We start from the raw sequence: 23,449 nt of genomic DNA, 5'->3' as shown, positions 1-23,449 counted from the left end.
GTCTTGTTATTTTGGAGAACATTTTGTCTGGTGTTGACTCGGCAGTGACAACTCTGGCAACGACTGGGAATCCTGCTCCTGATGCAGTGTTGACCCTTGGGCTTTATGCCATGATTGCGACCGGCCTGATCGGGCTGTTGATGCTTCTTGCCCGTTACCTGGGGCAACGCACTTCGACGGAGGTAAAAGATCAGCCCTATGAGTCGGCGATTCTTCCGAGCGGTGATTCGCGCCTGCGCCAGCCGGTTCCTTTCTATCTTGTCGCTATCTTTTTTATCGTTTTCGATCTCGAAGCGGTCTTTGTTGTTTCCTGGGCCGTTGCTTACGATCTGCTTGGTTGGGCCGGTTTCTGGCAGATCAGTTTCTTTATTGTCGTTCTCTTCCTCGGTCTGGTTTACCTGTGGAAAATGGGCGGGCTTGACTGGGGAAGCAATGCTAAACGTGAGCGGGTTTGGGCCCGGAGGCGCGGATGAACGAAAAATTGCCGCAGGGCGTAATCCTGACCAGGCTCGATGACCTGATCAACTGGGGGCGCAAAAACAGCCTCTGGCCGATGTTTTTCGGCCTCTCCTGTTGTTTCGTCGAAATGATGACCAGCATGACCTCGCGTCACGACCTGGCCCGATTCGGTGCCGAGGTTTTGCGCGGGACCCCGCGTGAGGCGGACCTGATGATCATTTCAGGCACCCCGTTTAAAAAGATGGGCGCTTCGATTCTGCGGGTTTACGAGCAAATGCCGAACCCTAAGTGGGTGATGGCGATGGGTAGCTGCGCCAACTCCGGTGGCATGTACGACGTTTACAGTGTCATCCAAGGCGTCAACCAGTTGCTGCCGGTCGATGTCTATGTGCCGGGATGCCCACCCCGGCCGGAAGCTTTTCTGCATGGTCTGCTCGAGTTGCAGAAAAAAATCGTCAACGAAGAACAGCCTGCACGCAAAGTTCTTGGCATGACAGGCGGCACCGAGGGCACAGTTGTTCCACCTCTGGTCGATGGTGTGAGCAAGAGCCGGGATACCCGTGGTCCGGGATACAACGGTTGCCCAATTCGCGGAACAGTGCAGCAGGAACCGATCTTTCCCGGTGACCGAACCAAGGTCAACTGGCGGCCGCCGCAGCCGAAGCAGGTCTTCCCCGACCATACCGGGCAACTCTACCGTGAAGTCGAGGAGCGGTTCGCCGGACAGGTGACGCGCGACCCGCTTGCCGCCGATATGCCGGTGCTGACGGTACAGGCGGAATTGCTGCGCGATTTGCTCAGTTTCCTCAAACATGAAAGCAGTCAGAAATATCGACGACTGGAGGACCTGACCGCTGTCGATGAGAGCCAGCGCCAGCGCAAACCTAATCATCGCTTTACCATGGTTTACCATCTCTTGACGTTTGAAGGTCCCGGTTACCTGCGGATCAAGGTTCCGCTGTCGGGAGAGTCACCGGTGGCTCCAAGTATTACCAGTATCTGGCCTTCGGCTGGGTGGTATGAACGTGAAGTGTACGACATGTTCGGTATTGAGTTCGCTGACCATCCCGATCTGCGCCGTATCCTGATGCCACCGGAGTGGGAAGGACACCCGCTGCGCAAGGAGTACCCGGGCCGCGCAACTGAAATGCCGGCATTCACCGCCGACGATGCCGCTGTTTACATCCCCCTCGATGGTGACAAGCTGGTCCCCCTTGAAGGAGCCGACGACGGCACCATGGTTCTCAATATGGGCCCGCACCACCCGGGGACCCACGGTGTTCTGCGCATCGTGCTGCGGATGAGCGGTGAAGAGATCACCGACATGGATGTCGATCTCGGATATCACCACCGTGGTGCCGAAAAAATCGGCGAACGTCAACACTGGGCACAGTTCATCCCCTACACTGATAGGATCGATTACATTTCCGGTGTGCAGAACAACCTCGCCTACCTCAACTCGCTGGAGACCTTGCTCGGCGTGCAGGTGCCGAAACGGGCTGAATACGCGCGGGTGATGCTGAGCGAGCTTTATCGCATCGCCAACCATCTGGTCTGGCTCGGTTCTTTTGCCCATGACGTCGGTGCCATGACCCCGGTTTTCTACTGCTTTGAAGCGCGCGAAAAAATCTTCGAAATCATGGAGATGATCACCGGTGGGCGAATGCACCCCTCCTGGTTCCGCATCGGCGGTCTGCCTCTTGATCTGCCGGAAGGCTGGAAAGAGAAGGTTGAGTGGTTCACCAAGGATTTCGCCAAGCAGATCGATGAGCTCGACAGCATGCTGACCGATGGCGTCATTTTCCGCGCCCGTACTGAGGGAGTGGGAGCGGTAAAACTTGAAGAAGCGATCGATTGGGGTTTCAGCGGCGCCAACCTGCGGGCCTGTGGCCTGGAATGGGACCTGCGCCGTAAGATGCCGTACAGCGGCTACGAAAATTTCGATTTTGATATCCCGACGGCCAAAGATGGCGATTGTTTTGCCCGTTACAGCGTGCGGCTGGAAGAGTTGCGCCAGTCGCTGCGCATCGTCAAACAGGCCTGCAGTGAAATGCCGAGCGGGCGCTGGATGAGCGACGATTACCGCTACTGTTATCCACAGCGGGGCGACGGCCTGCATGATATCGAGAGTCTGATCCACCATTTCGTAAATGTCAGTAATGGTCCGGCGGCTCCCTTCGGCGAAGTCTACCGGGCAACCGAATCGAGCAAAGGGGAGTGTGGTTACTACCTGGTCAGTGACGGCGGTAGCAACGCATATCGCTGCCGGATCAGCACCCCGTCCTTTGCTCATATGCAGGCGATGAGCTGGATCTGTCAGGGTGTTTTGGTGTCAGATTTGATCGCAAATATTGGGTCCATTGATTTTATTCTCGCGGATCTGGACAGGTGATGATGGTGCCGTTTTATCGGCCCTGAGAAAGAAAAGTTCAGGAAACCATTTTTTCTAAATTTTTGAACAAATTATTTTATGTGAACAGAATGTGCCAATTTTGCAGAGGATTGATATGGCGCAGGAAGAAAAAATAGATTCGGTCGGTTTGCTCGATGAAAATGGGCTGGCTTATTTCATCGCCCACGCTGGTGAGCTGGAACACCCTCGCGAGTTGGTGATTGACGTGCTGCGGGCAATCCAGAAGAACCATGGCTGGGTGCCGGATGAAGGGGTTGAGCTGACCGCGACCATCCTCGGGCTGGAGCCGATCGATGTGGAAGAGGTGGCGACCTTTTACGACAAGATTTTCCGTCGTCCGGTCGGCCGCTACCCGATCCACATCTGTGATTCGATCTGCTGCTGGAGCAACGGCGGTGAAGAGTTGGCCGAATTGTTTCAACAGAAGCTCGGCATCGCGTTCGGCCAGACAACAGAAGACGGTTTGTTCACCCTCTTGCCAAGCTGTTGCCTCGGCGTCTGTGGCCAGGCGCCGGCGGTAATGATTCATCAGCGGCATTACGGTCCGTTGTCCGCTGACGATGTTGATGAACTGATCGAGCGCTTGCGTCGGGAGGCATCTGAGTGAGTACACCACAGCTGCTGTTTAAAAATCGCCGCCCCGGCGAGACCGTCTTCATGGAGGCTTATAAAGCCACCGGCGGCTACTCTGCACTGGAGAAAGCACTCACCAAGTCGAGTCCGGATGAGATTCGCAACCTGGTGAAAGAGTCGGGCCTGCGCGGGCGCGGTGGAGCCGGATTTCCGACCGGGGTGAAATGGACATTTTTCCCGTCCGATGCGCCGGGTCCGAAATACCTGGTCTGCAACTGTGATGAGATGGAGCCGGGAACCTATAAAGATGGTGTCCTGCTTGCGGCCGATCCACATCAGCTGGTTGAGGGGATGATCCTCTCCGCTTATGCACTGCAGACCGATGTCGGTTATATCTTCATTCGCTATGCTTACGAACGGCAAGCTGAGTACCTGCGCAAAGCGGTTGAGGAAGCGAAGGCGGCGGGATACATCGGCAAAAATATCCTCGGTAGCGGATTTGATTTTGAGTTGCTGGTGCATGGCAGTGCCGGGCGTTACATCCTCGGTGAAGAGACGGCGTTGCTCAACGGTCTTGAAGGCCAGCGGCCAAACCCGCGCATGAAGCCGCCCTTTCCGGCGACACGTGGTCTGTTCGGGCGACCGACAACGGTCAACAATGTTGAAACCATTGCCAATATTCCGCATATCGTCAACGGCGGCGCGCTCTGGTTTCGCGACCTGGCGCTGACGCCGGGCAGCTCAGGGACCAAGTTGTACGGGCTTTCGGGGCACTTGAATGTTACGGAATGTTTTGAGCTGCCGGTGGGGATTCCACTGCGCGAGATCGTCGAGAATTACGGAGGCGGTATGCGTGGTGGGCGCAAGTTCAAGGCCTGTCTGCCGGGTGGGGCATCAACGCCCTATTTGACCGCCGAGCACATGGATGTCGCCCTCGACTTTGACAGCCTGGAAAAGGTCGACAGCCGCTACGGCACAGCAGGTGTGACTGCGTTCGATGATCAGACCTGCATGGTCGCTGCAACACTGAACCTGATCCAGTTTTTCGCCCGCGAGAGCTGCGGCTGGTGTTCCCCCTGCAGAGACGGCTTGACCATGATGCGCTGGCTGCTGGAGACCATCGAAAACGGTGAAGGGACCCCTGAGCACCTGGAGATGCTCAAAGACCAGTTGAAAAATATTTCCGGCAACAGCTTCTGCGCCCTCGCTGAAGGGGCAATGGGGCCGGTGGCCGGATTGCTGATGCATTTCGAACAGGAAATTGTGGATCATATCGAAAAGGGTTGTTGCCCGTTTCGTGACTAATGCGATGTAGAAGAGATTTATGCCGACACTGACCATCGACAACCAGCAGGTGACCGTTCCCGACGGCACCACCGTCCTCGAAGCTGCCGAGCAGTTGGGGATTGTTATCCCGCATTTCTGCTATCACAAAGCGCTCGGGGCCGTGGGTGCGTGCCGGATGTGTGCGGTTACCGTCGTTGAAGGAACCTTCAAGGGCCTGAAAATGTCCTGCCTGGTCAAAGCAGAAGAGGGGATGGTGGTCACCACCGATGATCAACAGTCGGTCGAGTTCCGTGCGCGGGTCAGCGAATGGCTGATGCTCAACCATCCGCACGATTGCCCGGTTTGTGATGAAGGCGGCGAGTGCCAGCTACAGGAAATGACGATTGCTTCCGGCCACGGTTTGCGACGCTACACCGGCAAAAAACGGACTTACAACAATCAGCAGCTCGGGCCCTTCATTGCCCAGGAAATGAACCGCTGCATCCAGTGTTACCGTTGTGTGCGAACCTACAAAGATTATTGTGGCGGCAAGGATTTCGGCGTCATGGGGTCGCGCAACCGGGTCTTCTTTGGTCGCTTCAAAGATGGCACGCTGGAGAGCGATTTCTCCGGCAACATCGTCGATGCCTGTCCGACAGGTGTTTTTACCGACAAAACTTACCGTTTCAAGAGCCGCTACTGGGATCTGCAGGAAGCGCCGTCAATCTGCCCGCACTGTTCCCTCGGTTGTTCAACGGTTCCCGGCGGCCGTTATGGTGAACTGCAGCGGGTGCGTAGCAGCGTCAACGAAAAAGTCAACGGTTTCTTTATCTGTGATCGCGGCCGCTTCGGCAGCAGCTACGTCAATCACCCGGAGCGACCAAGGCAGGCAACCCGGGGATCATGGAAATTGACGGTTGATGAAGCTTTGCAGCAGCTTGATGTCAAAGCGCGCGAATTGATCAACCAGCACGGGCCGGAATCGGTTTTGCTGCTCGGTTCCAACCGTGCCAGCCTGGAGACCAATTGGTTGTTGCAGCGCTGGGCCGAAGAGATCGGTTGCCGTGCGCCGCTTCTGTCAGCACATCTGCCGCGTCATCAGGCGGCGCAGGTGGCTGCCTTTGATCTGGCCGATCGTCTCTGCTCGTTGGAGAAAGTGCGGCAGAGTGACCTGGTCGTTGCCATCGGCGCCGATCCATTGGCTGAAGCGCCGATGCTTGGTGTCGCACTGCGTCAAGCTGTTCGCAGCGGCGGTAAAGTCAAAGTTTTTGATCCGCGTCCGGTCGAGTTGCCCTGCGATTTCGAAAAGCAGACGGTTTCGCCGACAGAATTGCTTGATCTGCTCGATGGAACTTCTGTCGAGTCGAAGCAGTTGGTTGACTTGCTACGCGGAGCTGAGCGCCCGGTTCTTGTCGCCGGTGGTTTGATGCTGGGTGCCGGTGGCATGTTGCGTTTGAAAAAAATTGCTGCCGCAGCTTCGAACGATCAGCGCAACTGCCTGGTGCACCCGCTGCTTGGTGGTGCCAACAGCTTTGGTGCTGCGCTACTCAGCTTGCCTGAGCAGGACGATCTGCTCACACGACTTGAGAGCGAGCGCATCAAAATGCTGGTTTGCGTTGAGACCGACCCGCTGCTTGAAGCTCCAGATAACGAGCGTTTCGCCAAAGCCCTGAGTCTGCTGGAAGAGCTGGTGGTGCTCGACTACCTGCCGACTCCTTTAAGTGTGCACGCGAATCTGTTTATTCCAACCACCGCACCGGTAGAGTCGGAAGGAACCTTCATCAACAACGAGGGTCGTCAGCAGCTGTTCGCCCCGGTGATCAAACCGCGCCTGCCGATTTCGGTAACCGGCGAGGGGAATCATCCGCCACGGGAGTTCATCGATGTTGCGCCCGGCAGTGATCCGATACCGAGTTGGCAGCTGTTTCAGCAACTGCTTGGTGAAGCGACCGATCTGCCAACGCTGCGAGAAAAGATGAAAACCGCCGTACCGCGATTGATCGATTTTGAGACATTGCAGCCGGGCGGTGTGTCCTGCCGCGTGGCGCATGTCGATGAGCGTTGCATCTACACGGATGAAATACCTGCGGCTCCTGAAGAAAGCCTGCAACTGGTGGTGACTCCAGCGCGCTACGGTAGTGATCTGCTCAGTCGGTATTCGGCAAAACTGCAGCCCCGCTTCACCGAGGCATGTGTCCAGTTGCACCCGCAGGATGCGGCTGCACGTGGTCTGCAGGACGGCGCAAAAGTGGTGCTTGATACGGTTGAAGGCCCCTTTAACTTGACCTTGAAGTGTAATGATAAGATGGCTATCGGCTGTGCCTTGGTAGAAAATGGCCCAAAATTTCAGCAGCTGGTTCCCGGCGGGAAACTCAGTTTCTGTAAAGTTCATGCGGGGATGAGCCATGGTTGATCAATTTGTCATGCTGGCCCTGATCCTGATCAAGCTGGTGCTGGTGTTTGCCGTGGTCCTGTCGATGGCGGCCTACCTGGTGCTGGCCGAGCGCAAGATTCTCGCGCGCATGCAGCTGCGTTACGGACCGAACCGGGCTGGCCCTGGCGGCATGATCCAGCCGATGGCGGACCTGATCAAGCTGCTGACCAAAGAGGATTTTATCCCTGCGACGGCCGACCGTGGCCTGTTCCTGATCGCCCCCGGCCTGTCGGCACTGACTGCGTTGCTAACCTTCGCCGTCATCCCCTTCGGCCCGACACTGGAAATTTTTGATCAGAAATTGCCGCTGGTGATCTGCGACCTGAACATCGGCCTGCTCTATTTTCTCGCCCTGTCTTCGTTGGCCGGCTATGGACTGGCGTTGGGGGGCTGGGCGTCGAACTCGAAATACTCGCTGCTCGGCAGTATCCGTGGTTTGTCACAGCTGATCAGCTACGAACTGGCGATGGGGCTGTCGGTGGTACCGGTGGTGATGATGGCCAAATCGTTTTCGCTGACCGCCATTGTCATGGCGCAGGAAACGATTCCTTTTGCCTTGCTTAATCCACCGGCGTTCCTGATCTTTCTGATCAGTATATTCGCCGAAAGCAAGCGGATTCCTTTCGACCTGCCGGAAGCGGAGAACGAGCTGGTCGGTGGTTTTCATACCGAATACTCGGGAATGCGTTTCGGTCTGTTCTTCGTTGGTGAGTACATCAACCTGGTAATTCTCAGCTCGATGCTGACGGTTCTCTTTCTCGGTGGCTGGCACGGCCCCTGGCTGCCGGGTATTGTCTGGTTCATGGTCAAAGTGCTGGCGATCTGTTTCTTCTTTATCTGGGTGCGCGGCAGCTTGCCACGACTGCGTTACGACCAGTTGATGAATTTCGGTTGGAAGGTGCTGATGCCACTGGCGTTGCTCAATGTGCTGGTGACCGGCGCCATTTTGCTGGGGATGGGATAGTCGATGCCACTGTTACGTGACATAAAAGGGTTTTTCCCGCCGTTCTGGGTGACCTTTCGCAACATGTTCCGCAAACCGGTGACGGTGCAGTACCCGGAGCAGATGCCGGAGTTGCCGGAGCGCTACCGTGCACGGCTGGTTCTGACCCGTGATCCGGATGGCGAGGAGCGTTGCGTTGCCTGCCACCTCTGCAGTGGCGCCTGCCCGGTCGATTGCATCTCGATGCAGGCAGCGGAGGCGGAGGATGGTCGCCGTTATGCGAGCTGGTTCCGCATCAATTTCGCCCGTTGCATCTTTTGTGGTCTCTGTACCGAGGCTTGTCCGACTCTGGCCATCCAGGTGACCAGTGATTTCGAGATTTCCAAACGGGACCCGCTCAAGCTGGTTTACGAAAAGGACGATTTGTTGGTTGATCACTGTGGTCACAACGATGAATACAGCTTTTACCGGCAGGCCGGGATCGGTGTGGCTGCCCCGCGTGGCACCAACCCGAGCGAATCGGCCCCGGTTGATGTAAAGGACTTGCTGCCATGATGGCGACACTGACCTTTTACCTGGCTGGCGCTATCGCCGTTATTGCAACCGCGCTGGCAATCACTCGCAGCAACCCGGTGCACGCGGTGATCTACCTGGTGAACAGCTTCTTCGCCCTGGCCCTGCTTTTCTATCTGCTCGGTGCGCCGCTGTTGGCCGCCTGGGAGCTGATCATCTATGCCGGGGCGATCATGGTACTGTTCCTGTTTATCATCATGATGCTCAAGCTTTCTCCCAGTTCAGCGGAGAAAGGTCTGGTCGCAACGCGTGGCCAGTGGGTGCCTGTTGTGCTGCTGGCGGTTGCCCTGGCCAGTTGCACCATGTTGCTGACCGGTCTCGACCCCGCTACCGCGCAGGAAGCTCCGCGCTGGCACGCGAGTCCGCGCGATTTCGGTTACGCCCTGTTCAAAGAGTACGCGCTGGCAGTCGAGATCGCATCTTTTCAGCTTTTGTTTGCCGCGGTAGGGGCTTTCTATGTTGGTCGCCCGGATAAAATGAGAGATGAGGAGGATGTCGTATGATCGTGCCGATGGAGCATGTTCTGGTCCTTTCGATCATCCTCTTTACTCTCGGGCTGATCTGTGTTCTTGCCCGGCGCAACCTGATCATGATCCTGATCGGGGTTGAAGTTATGCTCAACGCCGTCGGCCTGACCTTTGTCGGTGCGTCCGCTCTCTGGCAGAATCTTGATGGGCAGATGATGGTGATTTTTCTGATGGCGATGACCTCCGCCGAAGTGTCGATCTCTCTGGCGATGGTGGTTTATCTGCAGCGGCGCAAGAACTCTGTGGATGTTCGCTCTTTCAATGAGATGAGGGGCTGATGGCTCAGTTACTCGCAGCGATAATTTTATTACCGTTGATCGGCGGCGTGTTCAACGCCTGCTTCGGCAGTCGTTTGCCGCGACCGGTCCCGGCGATTCTCGCCAGCGGAGCAGTGATCGGCAGCTTTCTCGCCTGTCTCGGCATGCTGCCGGAAGCCGCGGAAGGTGCACGGACAACGCTCTTTACCTGGTTGAACAGCGGCGGTTTCCGCGCCGATGTCGGCCTGTTGTTTGACCCTCTGTCTTCATCGATGGCGTTGATGGTCACCGGCGTCGCCAGCCTGATTCATCTTTACGCGGCTGGTTACATGGAAGAGGATGAGGACCAGGTGCGCTTCTTTGCCCTGCTCAACCTGTTCGTTTTTGCCATGCTGATGATTGTCCTGGCTGACAATCTGCTATTGATGTTCCTCGGCTGGGAGGGTGTTGGTTTCTGCTCTTACGGCCTGATCGGCTTCTGGTACCGCAAGAGCGAAAACGCTGATGCCGGACGTAAAGCGTTCATCGTCACCCGGATTGGCGACCTGTTTTTCACCATCGCCGTGCTCTGGTTGTTTGCCCTGCTCGGCACTATCGGTATCGAGGAGATCAACAGCCGGGTGCTGGAGATCGATCCGACTGTCGTCACCATTATTTCCCTGCTGCTGCTCGGTGGTGCCTGTGGCAAAAGCGCACAGCTGCCGTTGATGAGCTGGCTGCCGGATGCCATGGCTGGTCCGACGCCTGTCTCGGCGCTGATTCACGCTGCAACCATGGTCACCGCCGGTGTTTATCTCTTATGTCGTTTGTTCCCGCTGGTGTCGCTGTCGCCAATCGCCATGGGGGCGATCGCATTGGTTGGCGCGCTCACCGCACTGTACGCCGCTACCAGTGCCCTCTGCCAGCGCGAGATCAAACGGGTGCTGGCGTTCTCGACCATGAGCCAGGTCGGCTACATGTTCATGGCGGTCGGCGTTGGAAGTGTTTCCGCGGCGATGTTCCATCTGCTGACCCACGCATTTTTCAAAGCGCTGCTGTTCATGGGTGCTGGTTGCCTGATCCACTTGGCCGGCCATGAAAACGATATCTTCGAGATGGGGGGCATGCGCAAGTTTTCCAAGCCTGTTTTCTGGCTGTTCATGGCCGGATTGTTCTGTCTTGCCGGAGCGCCACTGACCGGTGGTTTCTTCTCAAAGGATCTGATCCTGGCTACCGCGTATGCGCACGGCGATTCTTTCCACTTGGCTATTTACGGCTTGGGCGTGCTGACCGCACTGTTGACTTCATTTTACAGCTTTCGTCTTGCCTACCTGGTGTTTGCCGGGGACTATCGCGGTGAAGCCCATCCCCACAGCCTGCCCAAATTGATGGTCTGGACGTTGCCGCTGTTGGCGCTGTTCGGGCTTGGCGCCGGTCTGTTTAATCTGCCGCACCTGTTCGGGGGACATTCCTGGCTGAGTGGCTGGTTCGGGCGGGAAAACGATATCCTGCACCTGTCATTGCAAACTGAATATCAATTGATTGCTACCGCAGTCGGTGTTTTCGTCATCGGTTGGCTGATTGCCCATTTTCGCTACCGGACCTACTCTGGGCCTGAATACAACCGGGCCAGCGAGTTTCTGCTCTCAGCCTGGTACGTCGATGCTTTGTACGATCGTTTGCTGGTCCGGCCGTTCGACCTGTTCTGTCGCTTCTGTTGGCAGGGGGGTGAAATGGGAGTGATCAACGGTGTGCTTGATGGCCTGGCGTCCGGCAGTCAGGGATGGAGTCGCAGTTTGCGGGCGCTGTCGGACGGCAAGATTCCGCGCTACCTGCAGGGATTTGCCTGGGGTTTTCTGCTGATTGTCGGATGGTTTCTACTGAAAGCGGTGGCCAAATGATTGCCGGTAGTTCAACACAATTCCCACTGCTGAGCCTTCTGCTCTGGTTACCACTGGCCGGGGTGCTGCTCTGCCTGCTGTTGCGCAAGTCGGCGAATGCCTGTCGCTGGGCAGCCCTGCTGTTCAATGTCGTACTGCTGGGTATCGCCCTCTGGATCGCCTTTTCCGTCGATACAGGTTCCAGCGGCTGGCTGCTGTATGAGGACTACAGTTGGATTGAGCGCTTCGGTATCCGTTACACCTTGGGACTTGACGGCATCTCTCTACTGTTGGTGATCCTGACCGCCTTCCTGCAGGTCATCGCGGTGCTGATCTCCTGGCAGATCGATTATCATCCGGCCTTCTTCTACGCTCTGGTGCTGATGCTCGGGACAGCGGTGCTCGGTGTTTTTCTCGCTCTCGATTTGGTGCTCTTCTACCTGTTCTGGGAGCTGATGCTGATCCCGATGTTTGTTCTGATCGGTGTCTGGGGCCAGCAGCGAAGGGTTTACGCGGCGGTTAAATTTTTCTTTTTCACCCTTTCCGGCAGCTTGTTGATGTTGCTGGCAATGATCAGCCTTTACCTGCTGCATGGTGATCAGACCGGGGTTTATACCTTTGCCCTCGATGCATTGAAGCAGACTGAACTGTCTCTGACGCAGGAGCTGATTTTTTACATCTGCTTCATGTCGGCATTTGCTGTCAAGGTCCCGTTGTTCCCCTTTCATGCCTGGTTGCCGGATGCGCACGAGCAGGCCCCTGCGGCCGGTTCGGTTGATCTGGCCGGGCTGGTACTGAAGACCGGGGTTTACGGCATCATCCGTTTCGCTTTCCCGCTCTTCCCGAATGCGGCGGAAATGTCGCTGCCGGTGCTGGCTCTTTTGGCCCTGATCGGGTTGTTTTACGCCGCGGCGATCGCTTTCAAACAGACCAATATTAAACGACTGGTTGCTTATTCATCGGTGTCCCACCTCGGTTTCGTTATCCTCGGCCTTGCCGCATGGAATCAGACCGCTTGGGAAGGAAGCCTTTTGCTGATGGTCAATCACGGCATCACCAGCGCGGCATTGTTTGTCATGCTGGCGTTGGTACGGCAGCGAACCGGCAGCAATGATCTGGCAAACATGGGAGGTTTGTGGCAGAGCCAACCGAAGATGTCGGCCTTCTTCCTGCTCTTTGCCATGGCGTCTCTCGGACTTCCTGGCTTGGCCAACTTCGCTGGTGAAATTCTGATTCTGATCGGCACCTTTGCCAGCAAGCCTGTCTGGGCATCAATTGCTGTGATCGGGGTCCTTCTCTCGGCGACCTATATGTTGCGATTGGTTCAGGGTGTGATCTGGGGTCCATGTCGCGAACCGATGAAAAAAGAAGATTTGTTACCGCGCGAATGGCTTCTGCTGATTCCACTGGCGCTGTTGGTGGTCTGGCTCGGTTGTTACCCGCAGCCGCTTCTCGACCCGATTCGTGAACCGGTAACAGCGCTGCTGCAGGGAGGTCGTCCATGAGTCTTCTGGAACTGAAAGCCCTGCTGCCGCAACTGTTGATGGTGCTCGGCGCAACGGTTGTCCTGGTTGCCGGTGCCTGGGTTCGCAACCGTCGCCTCTGGCTGCTGACCGGGCTGGTATTGGCCCTTGGTGCAGCTTTTATCGCTGGAACAGTGGAGCCTCCGGTTGCTGAGGTGGCCGGGATGTTCAGCACTTCGCTCTACGCTCGCTTCTGCACCATTGCCTGGTCACTGGTGATAGCGGCGACACTGCTGCTCTCCGGGCGCTACGCTGACCTGCACAGGTATGGCGGGGGGGAATATACCTCGCTGCTGCTGTTCGCCGGAACCGGTATGAGCCTGCTCTCGGCGGCAACATCCTTCCTTGGTCTGTTCCTGTCGCTTGAAGCATTTACGCTGGTGCTCTATATTCTCATCGCCTTCAACCGGGTCGATAATTTGGGGGCCGAGGCGGGGCTGAAATACCTGGTTTTTGGTGCTGTGGCAACCGGCTTTATCGCTTTTGGCATTGCTTTGATTTACACCGCAAGCGGGACATTGCATATTGCTGAAGCCTTGGCCGCATTGCAGGTTGATGGTGCTATGCGGCCGCTCGGTCTGGCTGGCTGGGCGCTTATGCTGGTGGCGATCGGTTTTAAAATTTCGCTGGTGCCATTTCATTTCTGGACGCCTGATGTTTATCAGGGAGCGCCGGCCCCGGTCGGCGGGGTAATGGCGACCGCGGCCAAAGGTGCCGTGTTGGCTGCTTTTCTGCCGTTGCTTGACGGTTTAGGTGTTGCGGGGGGCGAAATTAAACAGGTCCTCTGGCTGCTGGCGATCCTGACCATGCTGGTCGGTACTTTCTCTGCATTGAGCCAGACCAACCTGAAACGGATGCTGGCGTACTCGTCCGTCACCCACATGGGCTACCTGTTGATCGCCCTGCTGATCGGCGGTGCAGATGGTGGCCAGGCACTGCTTTTCTACCTGGTGGTTTATTCTTTTGCCACCTTCGGTGCTTTCGGCGTTATCACCTCCTGGGCGTTGGAAGATGGGGAAGTTCAAAATTATGACGACCTGCGTGGTCTCGGTTATTTGCACCCACGGCGCTCCTCGGCGTTGGCGCTGTTCATGCTGTCTCTGGCCGGGGTGCCGCCGCTGGCTGGCTTCTTCGGTAAATTCGGCATCTTCCATGCGGCCCTGCAACATGGTTATTTAGAACTGGCGCTGATCGGAGTCTTTGCTTCGCTGGTTTCGCTTTACTACTACCTGCGTCCCATCATCGTTCTCTTCATGCAGGAACGGGATGCCCATCAACTGCGCTCTGGAAGTGGAGAGGAGTTTGTGTTGCTGGCTGGTTGCTGTGTGGCGACACTTTTTTTCGGGATTTATCCCGGACCTTTGCTCGACCTGATTATGACTCTGCTGCCTTAATCATTCTCTTACCGGTCCAAACAGAAAAAGCGGGCTCTATGGCCCGCTTTTTCTGTTTGGACAGTTTCTGCTTCCAGTTATTGCATGCTGTATTTCATATCGACGAAAAAACGTCCTTGTGTCAAATCGAAGGGAACGACGACCCGGTTGCCCCGTTTCGGTGACGAAATGCTGTAGCCTTTGCCCATAACGGTGGTCGGGATCGCCAGGGTGGTGTCGATGTTGTCGTCAAGCAATCGAGATTTCATGCCACCAGCGAGCATGTTGGCAACTTCACCCATGGCGTCCTTGACATCATCATCGACATCGTCGAACTCAGTGCAGAGCATGGCTCCGGCAATGTCCATGGCGATATAGGCGTCGCAGTGGATACTGATCATCGCCATCAGGTCGCCGGAAAGACCGATCATTGCTGAGAAGTGACTGAAAATCGATTCCTTCCCCTCGCTCATGCACCCTTCTGTTGATACTTCCATGAAGATCATGGTGTTGAAAACTTCTTCCGTTGATTCAATCAGGTATTTTGCAATATCCACGTTTTGCCTCGTGCAGAATTAAAATATCAAGTCAAATTCAGGTCAGTTGCAGCTCGATGACGAAGTCGCCGTCATCGAGATAAAAAGGAACGCAAAGGCTGCTAGTGCCCGCGATCCGCTCGATATTGTACTGATCGCCGTGCATTGTCGTCGGGATGGAAAGCTGGATGCTGCTGCCGGTCGGGTCAAGCTCGGCCTTGATGTTTCCTGCCAGCATGTTGGCGAGTTCTCCGATCGAATCGAGGACATCATCATCCAGTTCTTCGATCTCAAGGTCCAGAAAGGAGCCACTGACCTCCAGCGCGGCCTGTGTTGGCAGGTGAATCGCCAGAAGGCCGCTGTGCGAACCAGCTAAATTGATCATGCCGGTAACGCTGTCGATAAGGGCTTCACCTTTTCCCTGGTATGGGGTGCCTGGAGTTGCGCCCATCATGATCATATTGACGAAAATATCTTTCGTTGCGTCGATAATTGTCTGTTCGAGTCCCACTCGATTCCCCTCTGTCAACTTAAGGAGTTGTCTCGATAGTGAATCTTACCAACTTGAACATTATACACAGTTAATCCGTTTTGTCTCCCCCTCATTGCAAAGTTTTCACCTTGAAACACCTGTTTGAATGTGCAAAATTGACCCTTGATCCCTTTTTTCTTACCGCTGGAAGGTTTTCATTATGCAGCTGAAACAGATCTATTTCTCGCCGACGGCAACAACTCGTAAAATTGTTGAAACCATTGCTTCCGCAATCGGGAGTGCAGAGAACGAGATTTTCGACTTAACTTTGCAGGAGAAATCACAGGCCGTCGAAATAAAGAATGGTGCCGTGATTTTCGGTATTCCGGTCTATGCCGGCCGGGTTCCGGAAGTTTGCCTGCAGAGGCTGGCTGGTTTCTCCGCTGCAGGTGTGCCAGCCGTGCTGGTCGCTCTTTATGGCAACCGGGAATACGAAGATGCACTTATTGAGTTGAATGATGTTGTTTCAGAGGCGGGATTCAAGGTGATCGCGGCCGCGGCTTTTATCGGCGAGCATTCCTACTCAACGACTGAGCAGCCGATTGCAGTCGGTCGCCCCGATAAGCAAGACCTGGAGATGGCGCAGATTTTCGGCCGTCAGGTGGCAGAAAAACTTGCTGCCGGGAGTCTGGATCACCCGGAGATCGCCGGTGATCGTCCCTACCGTGAGCGTGTGCAGTTCGGTGGCATCGCTCCGATAACAAATCCTGTAACCTGTACTCTTTGTGGCCGATGTGCCGAAGTTTGCCCGACCTTTGTGATTGACGTCGGTGGAGAGGTGATCACCAGAGCGGAAGATTGTCTGATGTGCTGCGCCTGCGCAAAAAACTGTCCGACCGGGGCAAGAGCCATGGTTCATCCCGTCATCCAGGAACGGCGAGCGTTGCTGATCAAAAATTGCAGTACGCGGAAAGAGCCGAGCCTGTTCCTCTAACCCTGCAGTGCGCTATGATTTAACCTGGATGGGGAGCACGGACTTTTAAAAGGAGAGAGAAATGTCAGTAAAACAGCAGGTGGATACATTCCTGACGTCGCCAGTGATTGGCGTGGTCGGTGCGTCGAGTAACCCTGGCAAGTTTGGTAACAAGGTGCTGCGCTGCTATCTGGAAAATAATCGCAAAGTAGTTCCGGTGCATCCGAAAGAGGCGGAGATTGAAGGGCTGTCCTGTGTTGCCAGCGTGGCTGAGTTGCCGGATGAGGTTAAGAGTATCTCGGTGATCACCCCGCCGCAGGTCACGGAAAAGGTGGTTGAGATGGCTGCTACCAAGGGAATCGAAAATGTATGGATGCAGCCGGGAGCGGAAAGTCCGGCGGCCGTCGAGTTCTGCCGGGAGAAGGGGATCAACGTGATTTACGGCGGCACCTGCGTGTTGGTCGAACTCGGCTTCGGTAATCACTAGCGGATAGCGGCTTTGCTTCCTGCCTGCCATGCCGAACGGGCTTCTGGGCTTGTCGATGGCGGGCATGAAGGCGAGCAGGAACTCTTATTTCTGACTCAACTGTTCGATCGCACTGACAATCCCATCGATGAACTCAACCCGGGCCAGGGTGTATTCTTCCTCCGTGTTTCTATCGATCCAGGCTCTGCGATACCTGATAACGGAGTGACCGTCTCTATCGACCACGCGGACAGGAATGCTCACCCATTCACTCTCTGTTTTGATTCGTGTGCCGGTGTAGGCCCAGACCGTAGCCTCCCCCTGCTTGGTTGTCCGGGTGAAAACCTGGTCTGCTTTTCCCCAGGCAATGTAGACCATCATCTCGCTGAAACCGATATCGATCTGGCCATCTCGCACTTTGCCCTGAGTTTCCGCACTGAATGAATTGAAAGCGTCCAGGTTGGTCGTGATTCGGCGTTCCCGGAAATACTGTGTGCTGATGCAACCGGTCATGGCAAAGATGATCGCCAGGGCCGCAAGGTAACGCAAGCATATCTTCATGGTCGTTTCCCTGGAAAGAAGGTTCCGTTCATTGCTTTCATCAAGTAGCTTAGCATACTTCCAAAAGCGCTTTTTCTTTACCGGGCCAATTTTGCTATCCGTCCGGCGATCTCATCCAGTGAAGATTCAGACAAAACCTTTATGCATTTTATCTGTTCCCGGTCTGACAGTGGCTGATTTTTTGCCAGTTGCTGGCTGAGCACCGTAGCATCTGCTTCTGAAATTTTCCCGTTCTGCTGCGATCGCTGCTCCACCCTCCGAAACAACTCCACCTCAGGTAGTGGAAAATCGAGGATGATAAATGGGACCCGTAACGATTCAGCCAGAGCCTCAGCCTGCTGTCGCCGGGATTGCCGCAGGAAAGTGGCATCGATGATTGCCGGGAAGCCTGCTTCGATGATTCTTGCTGTCTGCTCCAGTAAGCAGGAGTAGGTTTTTTCGTTAGCCTGCTGAGTGTAGATTCCTCCAGCAGGGGCGGAATGGCTTTTGGCGGTAGCTGTGAAGCCGAAAAGGCGTTTGCGCTCGATATCCGAGTTGATACTGATGGCATCAAGTCTCGGCGCTAACTGGCGGACGCAGGTCGATTTGCCGGAGGCAGAAAAACCGTGACAGATGATCAGCGCTTGTGGCCGGTCTGAACTGTAGTCCTCGGCCAGTTTAAGGTAGCTTTCCAGCAGCTGGGCATCCCGCTGCCGTTCTTCCTCGCTTACGCCGCTTTGCTGCAAACGCAGACAGAAAACTTTAGCCCGGACCATCGCCCGGTAGCAGCAGTAGTAATTGAGCAATGCCAGCCCGGAAAAATCGCCACTTTGCTGCAGGTAGCGGTTGAGGAAATATCCGCCCAGCTCTTTAGTTCCACGATCGGCCAGGTCCATCAACAGAAAAGCATAGTCGCAAACCGGGTCAATGCAGCGCAGGTTATCGTTGAACTCGATGCAGTCAAACAGGCGCGGTTTTCCCTGATGCCAGAGCATGTTGGCCAGATGTACATCACCGTGGCATTCACGGATGAAACCTGTCGTCTTGCGCTCTTCCAGCTGGTCGCGCAAACGCTCGTGTGTTGTTTCTGTCCATGCTTCCAGTCGGTCCAGCTGGGCTTGATGCCGGGGATCGTCGAGTAGAGGTCTGATCTGGCTGAAGTTCTCCATTTCTGGTTGGTGAATGGCAGCAGCGGTGCCAAATCTACTGTTGGTCGTGACCTCTGGGGCGTGCTGATGGCAACTCGCCAGGTATTCGGCAAACTGCTCCATTATCTGGGCTGTCAGGCGTTCCTCCACAAGCATCTGGTCGAGTTCATCTTGTGGGGGAAAGCGGTGCATCCTGACCATGTAATCGATGGCGGGGAGGCCATTAAGGATCGGTTCTGCCGGAGTGTTACCGATACTGACGACATCGAGATAAAGCTCCGGTGCAAAGCGTCGATTGAGGCGCAGCTCCTCCGCGCAAAAATGCCGTCGCTGCTCCAGGGTCGAATAGTTGAGAAAGCCGAAATTAACAGGTTTTTTCAACTTGTAGGCGTAGTTCCCGGCGAGGAAGATGAAAGAGATGTGGGTTTCGACCAGCTTCACCCGTTCGACGGGATGGGGGTAAAAAGCTGGACTGTGCAGGGACTTGACCAGAATCTCCTGGTTTCTTTTCATGCCGCTTCTCCTGCCGTTTCAGGTGAAGTGGGAGTGAGAGCACTGTTTATAGCTTAATCGATCTGCCGCTGAAGGCAACGAGTCGCTGTTTTTTAAGCAGGATGAGTGCTGGGCTGATGGCAAACAGGGGCCCGCAACTGTTCGCGAGCCCCTGAAAAATGGATAGGAAAAGAGCTAAGACTGCTTTTTGCAATCGGCCTTGTGGGTGTACATCTTGTCATCAGCGAGGATCAGCAGGTCTTTGGCGTTGTCGGCATCGTCGGGGAAATGAGCAACGCCGATTGCGCCACCAAGACAGGTGATCGTCGATTTTGCCGCCTGCAGGGGGGTTGCCAGTGCTTGTTCTATATTTTTCTGGATTGGCTCCAGATCTTCGTTCGAGAAAACACCATCCAGCAGGGCAACAAATTCGTCGCCTGCATAGCGGGCAACCAAGTCCTGTTTACGGATATGAGTCCGCAGGCGCAGAGCAATTTCGATCAGGGCCTGGTCCCCGGCATCGTGGCCGAAACGGTCGTTAATCAGTTTGAAATCGTTGATGTCGATAAACATCACGGCAAAGGGGGTACCATCCTGCTGATAGCGCTCAATCGCGGCGTTGAGGTTTTGCTCAAACGCGTAACGGTTTGGCAGGCCGGTCAGGTGGTCGGTTTGCAAGCGGTATTGCATCGCCTGGAAGCTTTTCGCCAAGGTGCCGATTTCATCGTTGCGCCGGATGTCCAGGGGGGCTTGCTGCCTGCCGCTACCGATCTGGTTGGCGGCAATAGACAGCTGTTTAAGATCGCCGGTCACCCAGTTGAGAATAGAGAGGCCGATAAAAACCACAATAATAGTGGCAAGAAAACCGAGGAACAGAGTGCGCATGACGTTGTTGCTGATTCCTCCCATGAAATCACGGTCCGGCAAGGCAACGACGTTGATCCAGCGCAGGCCTGCCTGATCTTCATAAGAGGCAAAGGCGACATTGATCTGTTCCCCCTGGGTATCAGTGAAAAAAGCCGTTTTGACGCTGCCGCTGGCGAGCGGTTGCTCCAGCTGCGGCTGAATCTGCTGATAGATTTCCCGCAACAGAGAGTTACAGCTGTCTGCTGCATTGATCCTGCGATTGCTGCCGTCTTCCAGTTGTTTGACGTTGGGGCTGCTGGACGATGCTATCAGCAGTCCATTCGGTTCAATGATAAAAGCTGTGCCATTCGGCGAAATATCCAGGGTTCCGACAAAATCGTTCAGGGCTGTCAGTGGCATGTCTGTGGCGACAACCCCTTGAAGTTCGCCATTTTTATCGAGAACGCGACGGGCGCGGGTGGCGACCAAGTCCTGGGTGCCGAAGTCAATATAAACCGATGTCCAAATGTCTTCGTCGCTCGACTGGGCGGCCTGGAACCAGGGGCGATGGCGTGGGTCGAAAAGGGCTGCTTCGGTCGATTCGAATACCGGAATACCGTTGATGCCGTCGATCCGGTAACGTTTGCGGTGTTCCTCCGGGAAATATTTTACTCGTAGCTCTCCCTCTTCAAAAGAGCGTCGATAGAGTCCGATCGCCTGACCATCCAGGTTGCCGTAGTAAACATAATTGTTCGGATCGATGTGCAGTGAAGTAGCAATCCAGAAACGTGTCCGCATATCGTCGAAATCTGTTTCGATGTTTTTCGGTGCCAGCATGCCGTTGGGAAAAGCCGCTTCCAGCGTTGCAACAGAGCCGACGACATGGCGTTCGATCGCTTGGCCGATGCGGTTGACGGTTTCCTCCAGCAGGTGTTCCGCCACGGTCCGAACAGCCTGACTTCCCGTCTGATAAGAGAGGGCCCCGATGGCTAATGCGAGGATTATGACCAGTGTCACATAGGGGAAGATAAGCACTGTACGCAGTGATGGATGACGCATGAAGGACCTCGACAAGCAGTCAGCTGAGAGTCAAAGGGTGCACTGTTTTTTATTGGAAAGTGGACGCACTATGATAGCAAGATATTTAAATTTTACAATAATGGTCGCAGAAGCAAAACGAGCTCCCGATTGTTCAGGAGCTCGTTTTCTATCCCGACCTATCTGCGGCGTGTTTATTCTGCTGCTGACCAGCCTGCCTTGACTGCTTTCAGGTTCAATTCCAGCAGGGCCGGTTTTTTGAAAGTTTCGGCAAGGAATGTTTCCAGATCAGCCTGGCTGAACATACCGGTCTTTTGTGCAACGAAGCCGAGAACGACGACGTTAGCGGCTTTAACGTTGCCTGCTTCCGACGCAAGGTCGGTGGCCGGCAGAGCGTAAACCTTGCCCTTGAGATTCTCCGGCACGGTATCGACCAGCGAACTGTTATAAATGATCAGGCCATCTTCCGGCACCAACGGGCCGAACTTTTCCAGTGACGGGCGGTTCAGTGCGACCAGCACGTTTGGCTGATCGACAACCGGGCTGCCGATGGCTTCCTTGCTGACCACTACGGAGCAGTTGGCCACACCACCGCGCATCTCCGGGCCGTAGGAGGGCAGCCAGGTGACTTCCATGTGGCGCTCCATCGACAGCTGCGAGACCATCATCCCCAAAGAGAGGATGCCCTGTCCGCCGAAGCCGGCAAACTTGAAGCGGACTTCATCTTCGATCAGTTCGATCGGCTGGAAACCGTTTTCATCGCTGGTGGTCAGGTTCAGCTGTTCAGCGATGGCATCGAACTCGACGCGTTCGCACTTGCGTTTCTGGCTGGGGTGCTCCTCGACGATATCTTTCATTACGCCGAGCGGGTACTGCTGGCAGACGACATCGTCGATCCATTCGCAGGCTTCTTTCGGATCTTTTTTCCAGTTGGTCGGGCACTGGGATAGAACTTCGATGAAAGCGTAACCTTTCTTGTCGCGCTGGGCTTCCAGACCTTTGCGGATCACCTTGATCGCCTGACGGACGTTTTTGGGCGTGTTGACTGCGACCCGCGCCGAGAGCACTGGTGCTTCAAGCCCTGCGACCATCTCCGCCATGCGCAGCGGAAAGCCGTCGTTGAGGATGCTGCGGCCGGACGGCGAGGTGGTCGAAGTCTGGTCGATCAGGGTGGTCGGGGCCAGCTGGCCGCCGGTCATGCCGTAGATGTTGTTGTTGACGAAGAAGACGATCATGTTCTCGCCACGGTTGGCGGCATGGATCGCGTTGCTGGTACCGATCGCCGCCAGGTCGCCGTCCCCCTGGTAGGAGATGGTGACGCTGTCGGGGTTGGCGCGACTGACGCCAGTTGCGACTGCCGAAGCGCGACCGTGCGGAGCGGAGACACTGGCGCTCTCGTAGTAATAGTAGATAAAGACTCCGCAGCCGACCGGGCCAACGAAGATGGTCTGGTCCTGGATGCCGAGCTCGGCGATCAGGTCGGCGATGATTTTGTTCAACGTGCCGTGGCCACAGCCGGGGCAGTAGTGGGTGGTTTTCTGCATGCTCGGCTTGCGGGTGAACGTGTCGAAGAAGGCCGGTGATTTTTCATAGACTTTAGTCATTTACTTTGCCTCCTGAACACATTTTTCAGCTTGCGCTACCAGTTCGTCGAGCTCCGGCAGGTTGCCACCAACCCGACCGTAGTGAGTGACTTTATGTCCTGGTAAGGAGAGGCGGACATCTTCAACAAACTGGCCGCAGCTCAATTCGACTGACAGCACCGGTACGCCCGGTTTGACGATCTCCTGATAGGTTTTGCTCGGGAACGGCCAGAGGGTCTGTGGCCGGATCAGGGCCGCGTCGATGCCGATCTCGTTCAGCTTGTCGACGACGCTGCGCAGCATGCGGCCGGTGATGCCGTAACCGGTCAGCACAATGTCGGGCACGTCGGCACCGTAGATTTCGGCTTGAGCTTCTTCCTCGGTGATCTTGGCGTACTTGGCGTGCAGCTTGTTGATGTGCTCTTCCATGTCGTCGAAGTCGAGGTAGATCGAGGTCACCAGGTTGTCGTTGGACTCCGGGGTGGTGTCGAGCGCCCACGGCTTGTCGCTGCGGTGGGTCGGCTCTTCCTTGATGTCGATCGGCTCCATCATCTGTCCCAGAGTCGCGTCGGTCAGGATGAACACCGGACTGCGCCACTTGTCGGCCAGATCGAAGGCTTTGATCGCCATGTGATAGGTCTCTTCGACTGAAGCCGGCGCCAGGACAATAGCGCGGTAGTCGCCGTGGCCGCCGCCTTTGACCACCTGAAAGTAGTCGCTCTGCTCCGGACCAATGTTGCCGAGGCCCGGTCCGACGCGCTGGACGTCGACGATAACGCTTGGCAGCTCAGCACCGGCGAGGTAGGAGATGCCCTCCATCTTCAGGCTGATGCCGGGGCCGGAGCTGGCGGTCATCACGCGCTGGCCGGAGGACGCCGCACCGAAGACCATATTGACCGCGCCGATTTCACACTCGGCCTGGACAAAAACCTTATTCAGTGGCAGAAAATACTCGCTGGCAGCATGAGCGATCTCGCTCGCCGGGGTGATCGGGTAGCCGTAGTAGGCGTCACAACCGGCGACGAGGGCGCCGATCACGACCGCTTCGTTACCTTTAACTAGTTTCTTCACAACTAGATACTCCTGTTAAATAGTACAAACTTTATTCCCTCTCCCTTGGGGAGAGGGCTAGGGTGAGGGGGCTTTTCCGTTTAG

The 23,449-nt window shown here is 55.7% G+C and carries 21 protein-coding genes; 14 read left to right on the top strand and 7 right to left on the bottom strand.

The window, feature by feature from the left end; translation table 11 throughout:
• The first annotated feature begins 110 nt into the window (after positions 1 to 110).
• The 12 genes from BUB13_RS06670 to BUB13_RS06615 all read left to right on the top strand — a co-directional run bounded on the left by BUB13_RS06670 (position 111) and on the right by BUB13_RS06615 (position 14,221).
• Positions 111 to 473: an NADH-quinone oxidoreductase subunit A gene (locus BUB13_RS06670; protein ID WP_084091824.1), complete on the top strand. Its 363-nt coding sequence runs from the start codon at positions 111 to 113 to the stop codon at positions 471 to 473.
• On the top strand, positions 470 to 2,851 hold the full coding sequence (locus BUB13_RS06665; RefSeq protein ID WP_072907027.1) for an NADH-quinone oxidoreductase subunit B/C/D: 2,382 nt from the start codon (positions 470 to 472) through the stop codon (positions 2,849 to 2,851). The genes BUB13_RS06670 and BUB13_RS06665 overlap by 4 nt, the downstream gene beginning before the upstream one ends.
• Before the next feature lie 115 nt (positions 2,852 to 2,966).
• Entirely contained in the window at positions 2,967 to 3,479 is a 513-nt protein-coding gene (gene nuoE, locus BUB13_RS06660; protein WP_084091812.1) for an NADH-quinone oxidoreductase subunit NuoE, read from the top strand.
• Positions 3,476 to 4,750, top strand: coding sequence for an NADH-quinone oxidoreductase subunit NuoF (gene nuoF, locus BUB13_RS06655; RefSeq protein WP_072907025.1), 1,275 nt, complete (start codon positions 3,476 to 3,478; stop codon positions 4,748 to 4,750). The genes nuoE and nuoF overlap by 4 nt, the downstream gene beginning before the upstream one ends.
• Before the next feature lie 19 nt (positions 4,751 to 4,769).
• Positions 4,770 to 7,124 (top strand): NADH-quinone oxidoreductase subunit NuoG, encoded by a 2,355-nt coding sequence (gene nuoG, locus BUB13_RS06650; RefSeq protein ID WP_072907023.1) that lies wholly within the window; start codon positions 4,770 to 4,772, stop codon positions 7,122 to 7,124.
• Positions 7,117 to 8,109 (top strand): NADH-quinone oxidoreductase subunit NuoH, encoded by a 993-nt coding sequence (gene nuoH / locus BUB13_RS06645; RefSeq protein WP_072907021.1) that lies wholly within the window; start codon positions 7,117 to 7,119, stop codon positions 8,107 to 8,109. Before nuoG ends, nuoH begins: the two co-directional genes overlap by 8 nt.
• 3 nt (positions 8,110 to 8,112) lie before the next feature.
• The gene (nuoI, locus tag BUB13_RS06640) at positions 8,113 to 8,643 is read left to right on the top strand and encodes an NADH-quinone oxidoreductase subunit NuoI (RefSeq protein WP_072907019.1); all 531 of its coding nucleotides are present in this window, start codon (positions 8,113 to 8,115) and stop codon (positions 8,641 to 8,643) included.
• Positions 8,640 to 9,164 carry an NADH-quinone oxidoreductase subunit J family protein gene (locus BUB13_RS06635; protein ID WP_279625970.1) on the top strand — a complete coding sequence of 175 codons (525 nt, stop codon included), beginning with the start codon at positions 8,640 to 8,642 and terminating at the stop codon, positions 9,162 to 9,164. The genes nuoI and BUB13_RS06635 overlap by 4 nt, the downstream gene beginning before the upstream one ends.
• On the top strand, positions 9,161 to 9,466 hold the full coding sequence (nuoK, locus tag BUB13_RS06630) for an NADH-quinone oxidoreductase subunit NuoK (RefSeq protein ID WP_072907018.1): 306 nt from the start codon (positions 9,161 to 9,163) through the stop codon (positions 9,464 to 9,466). The genes BUB13_RS06635 and nuoK overlap by 4 nt, the downstream gene beginning before the upstream one ends.
• Entirely contained in the window at positions 9,466 to 11,325 is a 1,860-nt protein-coding gene (gene nuoL / locus BUB13_RS06625) for an NADH-quinone oxidoreductase subunit L (protein ID WP_072907016.1), read from the top strand. The genes nuoK and nuoL overlap by 1 nt, the downstream gene beginning before the upstream one ends.
• Entirely contained in the window at positions 11,322 to 12,809 is a 1,488-nt protein-coding gene (locus tag BUB13_RS06620; protein ID WP_072907015.1) for a complex I subunit 4 family protein, read from the top strand. The genes nuoL and BUB13_RS06620 overlap by 4 nt, the downstream gene beginning before the upstream one ends.
• Positions 12,806 to 14,221, top strand: coding sequence for an NADH-quinone oxidoreductase subunit N (locus tag BUB13_RS06615; RefSeq protein ID WP_072907013.1), 1,416 nt, complete (start codon positions 12,806 to 12,808; stop codon positions 14,219 to 14,221). The genes BUB13_RS06620 and BUB13_RS06615 overlap by 4 nt, the downstream gene beginning before the upstream one ends.
• A gap of 77 nt (positions 14,222 to 14,298) precedes the next feature.
• Here BUB13_RS06615 and BUB13_RS06610 read toward each other — a convergent pair whose 3' ends face one another.
• Positions 14,299 to 14,757, bottom strand: coding sequence for a chemotaxis protein CheX (locus BUB13_RS06610; RefSeq protein WP_072907011.1), 459 nt, complete (start codon positions 14,755 to 14,757; stop codon positions 14,299 to 14,301).
• 37 nt (positions 14,758 to 14,794) lie between these two features.
• Complete coding sequence (locus BUB13_RS06605) at positions 14,795 to 15,247, bottom strand: chemotaxis protein CheX (RefSeq protein WP_072907009.1); 453 nt, start codon at positions 15,245 to 15,247, stop codon at positions 14,795 to 14,797.
• 181 nt (positions 15,248 to 15,428) lie between these two features.
• Here BUB13_RS06605 and BUB13_RS06600 point away from each other — a divergent pair, with 181 nt between their 5' ends.
• A complete protein-coding gene (locus BUB13_RS06600) occupies positions 15,429 to 16,202 on the top strand; it encodes a 4Fe-4S binding protein (protein WP_072907008.1) in 774 nt (257 codons plus the stop codon).
• Between the two features lie 61 nt (positions 16,203 to 16,263).
• Positions 16,264 to 16,668 carry a CoA-binding protein gene (locus BUB13_RS06595; RefSeq protein ID WP_072907006.1) on the top strand — a complete coding sequence of 135 codons (405 nt, stop codon included), beginning with the start codon at positions 16,264 to 16,266 and terminating at the stop codon, positions 16,666 to 16,668.
• A gap of 84 nt (positions 16,669 to 16,752) precedes the next feature.
• Here BUB13_RS06595 and BUB13_RS06590 read toward each other — a convergent pair whose 3' ends face one another.
• The 5 genes from BUB13_RS06590 to vorB all read right to left on the bottom strand — a co-directional run bounded on the left by BUB13_RS06590 (position 16,753) and on the right by vorB (position 23,365).
• Entirely contained in the window at positions 16,753 to 17,208 is a 456-nt protein-coding gene (locus BUB13_RS06590) for a hypothetical protein (protein ID WP_072907004.1), read from the bottom strand.
• 77 nt (positions 17,209 to 17,285) lie between these two features.
• Positions 17,286 to 18,848 (bottom strand): bifunctional aminoglycoside phosphotransferase/ATP-binding protein, encoded by a 1,563-nt coding sequence (locus tag BUB13_RS06585; RefSeq protein ID WP_072907002.1) that lies wholly within the window; start codon positions 18,846 to 18,848, stop codon positions 17,286 to 17,288.
• 174 nt (positions 18,849 to 19,022) lie between these two features.
• Complete coding sequence (locus BUB13_RS06580) at positions 19,023 to 20,732, bottom strand: sensor domain-containing diguanylate cyclase (RefSeq protein ID WP_072907000.1); 1,710 nt, start codon at positions 20,730 to 20,732, stop codon at positions 19,023 to 19,025.
• 173 nt (positions 20,733 to 20,905) lie between these two features.
• The gene (locus tag BUB13_RS19345; protein WP_072906998.1) at positions 20,906 to 22,315 is read right to left on the bottom strand and encodes a 2-oxoacid:acceptor oxidoreductase family protein; all 1,410 of its coding nucleotides are present in this window, start codon (positions 22,313 to 22,315) and stop codon (positions 20,906 to 20,908) included.
• Positions 22,316 to 23,365, bottom strand: a complete 1,050-nt coding sequence (gene vorB, locus BUB13_RS06570) for a 3-methyl-2-oxobutanoate dehydrogenase subunit VorB (RefSeq protein ID WP_072906995.1) — start codon at positions 23,363 to 23,365, stop codon at positions 22,316 to 22,318.
• Positions 23,366 to 23,449 lie beyond the last annotated feature (84 nt).

It is taken from the genome of Malonomonas rubra DSM 5091 (assembly GCF_900142125.1).
Lineage (GTDB): Bacteria > Desulfobacterota > Desulfuromonadia > Desulfuromonadales > Geopsychrobacteraceae > Malonomonas > Malonomonas rubra.
The sequence above is the reverse complement of the archived record's forward strand: the minus strand, read 5'-3'. Positions and strand labels throughout refer to the sequence as shown.

Coding starts and splice junctions, on each gene's coding strand:
- BUB13_RS06595 (WP_072907006.1), top strand. CDS start 16,264: ATGTCAGTAAAACAGCAGGTGGATACATTCCTGACGTCGCCAGTGATT.
- BUB13_RS06585 (WP_072907002.1), bottom strand. CDS start 18,848: ATGAAAAGAAACCAGGAGATTCTGGTCAAGTCCCTGCACAGTCCAGCT.
- BUB13_RS06600 (WP_072907008.1), top strand. CDS start 15,429: ATGCAGCTGAAACAGATCTATTTCTCGCCGACGGCAACAACTCGTAAA.
- BUB13_RS19345 (WP_072906998.1), bottom strand. CDS start 22,315: ATGACTAAAGTCTATGAAAAATCACCGGCCTTCTTCGACACGTTCACC.
- BUB13_RS06580 (WP_072907000.1), bottom strand. CDS start 20,732: ATGCGTCATCCATCACTGCGTACAGTGCTTATCTTCCCCTATGTGACA.
- BUB13_RS06670 (WP_084091824.1), top strand. CDS start 111: ATGATTGCGACCGGCCTGATCGGGCTGTTGATGCTTCTTGCCCGTTAC.
- BUB13_RS06615 (WP_072907013.1), top strand. CDS start 12,806: ATGAGTCTTCTGGAACTGAAAGCCCTGCTGCCGCAACTGTTGATGGTG.
- nuoE (WP_084091812.1), top strand. CDS start 2,967: ATGGCGCAGGAAGAAAAAATAGATTCGGTCGGTTTGCTCGATGAAAAT.
- BUB13_RS06590 (WP_072907004.1), bottom strand. CDS start 17,208: ATGAAGATATGCTTGCGTTACCTTGCGGCCCTGGCGATCATCTTTGCC.
- nuoH (WP_072907021.1), top strand. CDS start 7,117: ATGGTTGATCAATTTGTCATGCTGGCCCTGATCCTGATCAAGCTGGTG.
- BUB13_RS06665 (WP_072907027.1), top strand. CDS start 470: ATGAACGAAAAATTGCCGCAGGGCGTAATCCTGACCAGGCTCGATGAC.
- nuoG (WP_072907023.1), top strand. CDS start 4,770: ATGCCGACACTGACCATCGACAACCAGCAGGTGACCGTTCCCGACGGC.
- BUB13_RS06620 (WP_072907015.1), top strand. CDS start 11,322: ATGATTGCCGGTAGTTCAACACAATTCCCACTGCTGAGCCTTCTGCTC.
- BUB13_RS06635 (WP_279625970.1), top strand. CDS start 8,640: ATGATGGCGACACTGACCTTTTACCTGGCTGGCGCTATCGCCGTTATT.
- nuoK (WP_072907018.1), top strand. CDS start 9,161: ATGATCGTGCCGATGGAGCATGTTCTGGTCCTTTCGATCATCCTCTTT.
- nuoI (WP_072907019.1), top strand. CDS start 8,113: ATGCCACTGTTACGTGACATAAAAGGGTTTTTCCCGCCGTTCTGGGTG.
- nuoL (WP_072907016.1), top strand. CDS start 9,466: ATGGCTCAGTTACTCGCAGCGATAATTTTATTACCGTTGATCGGCGGC.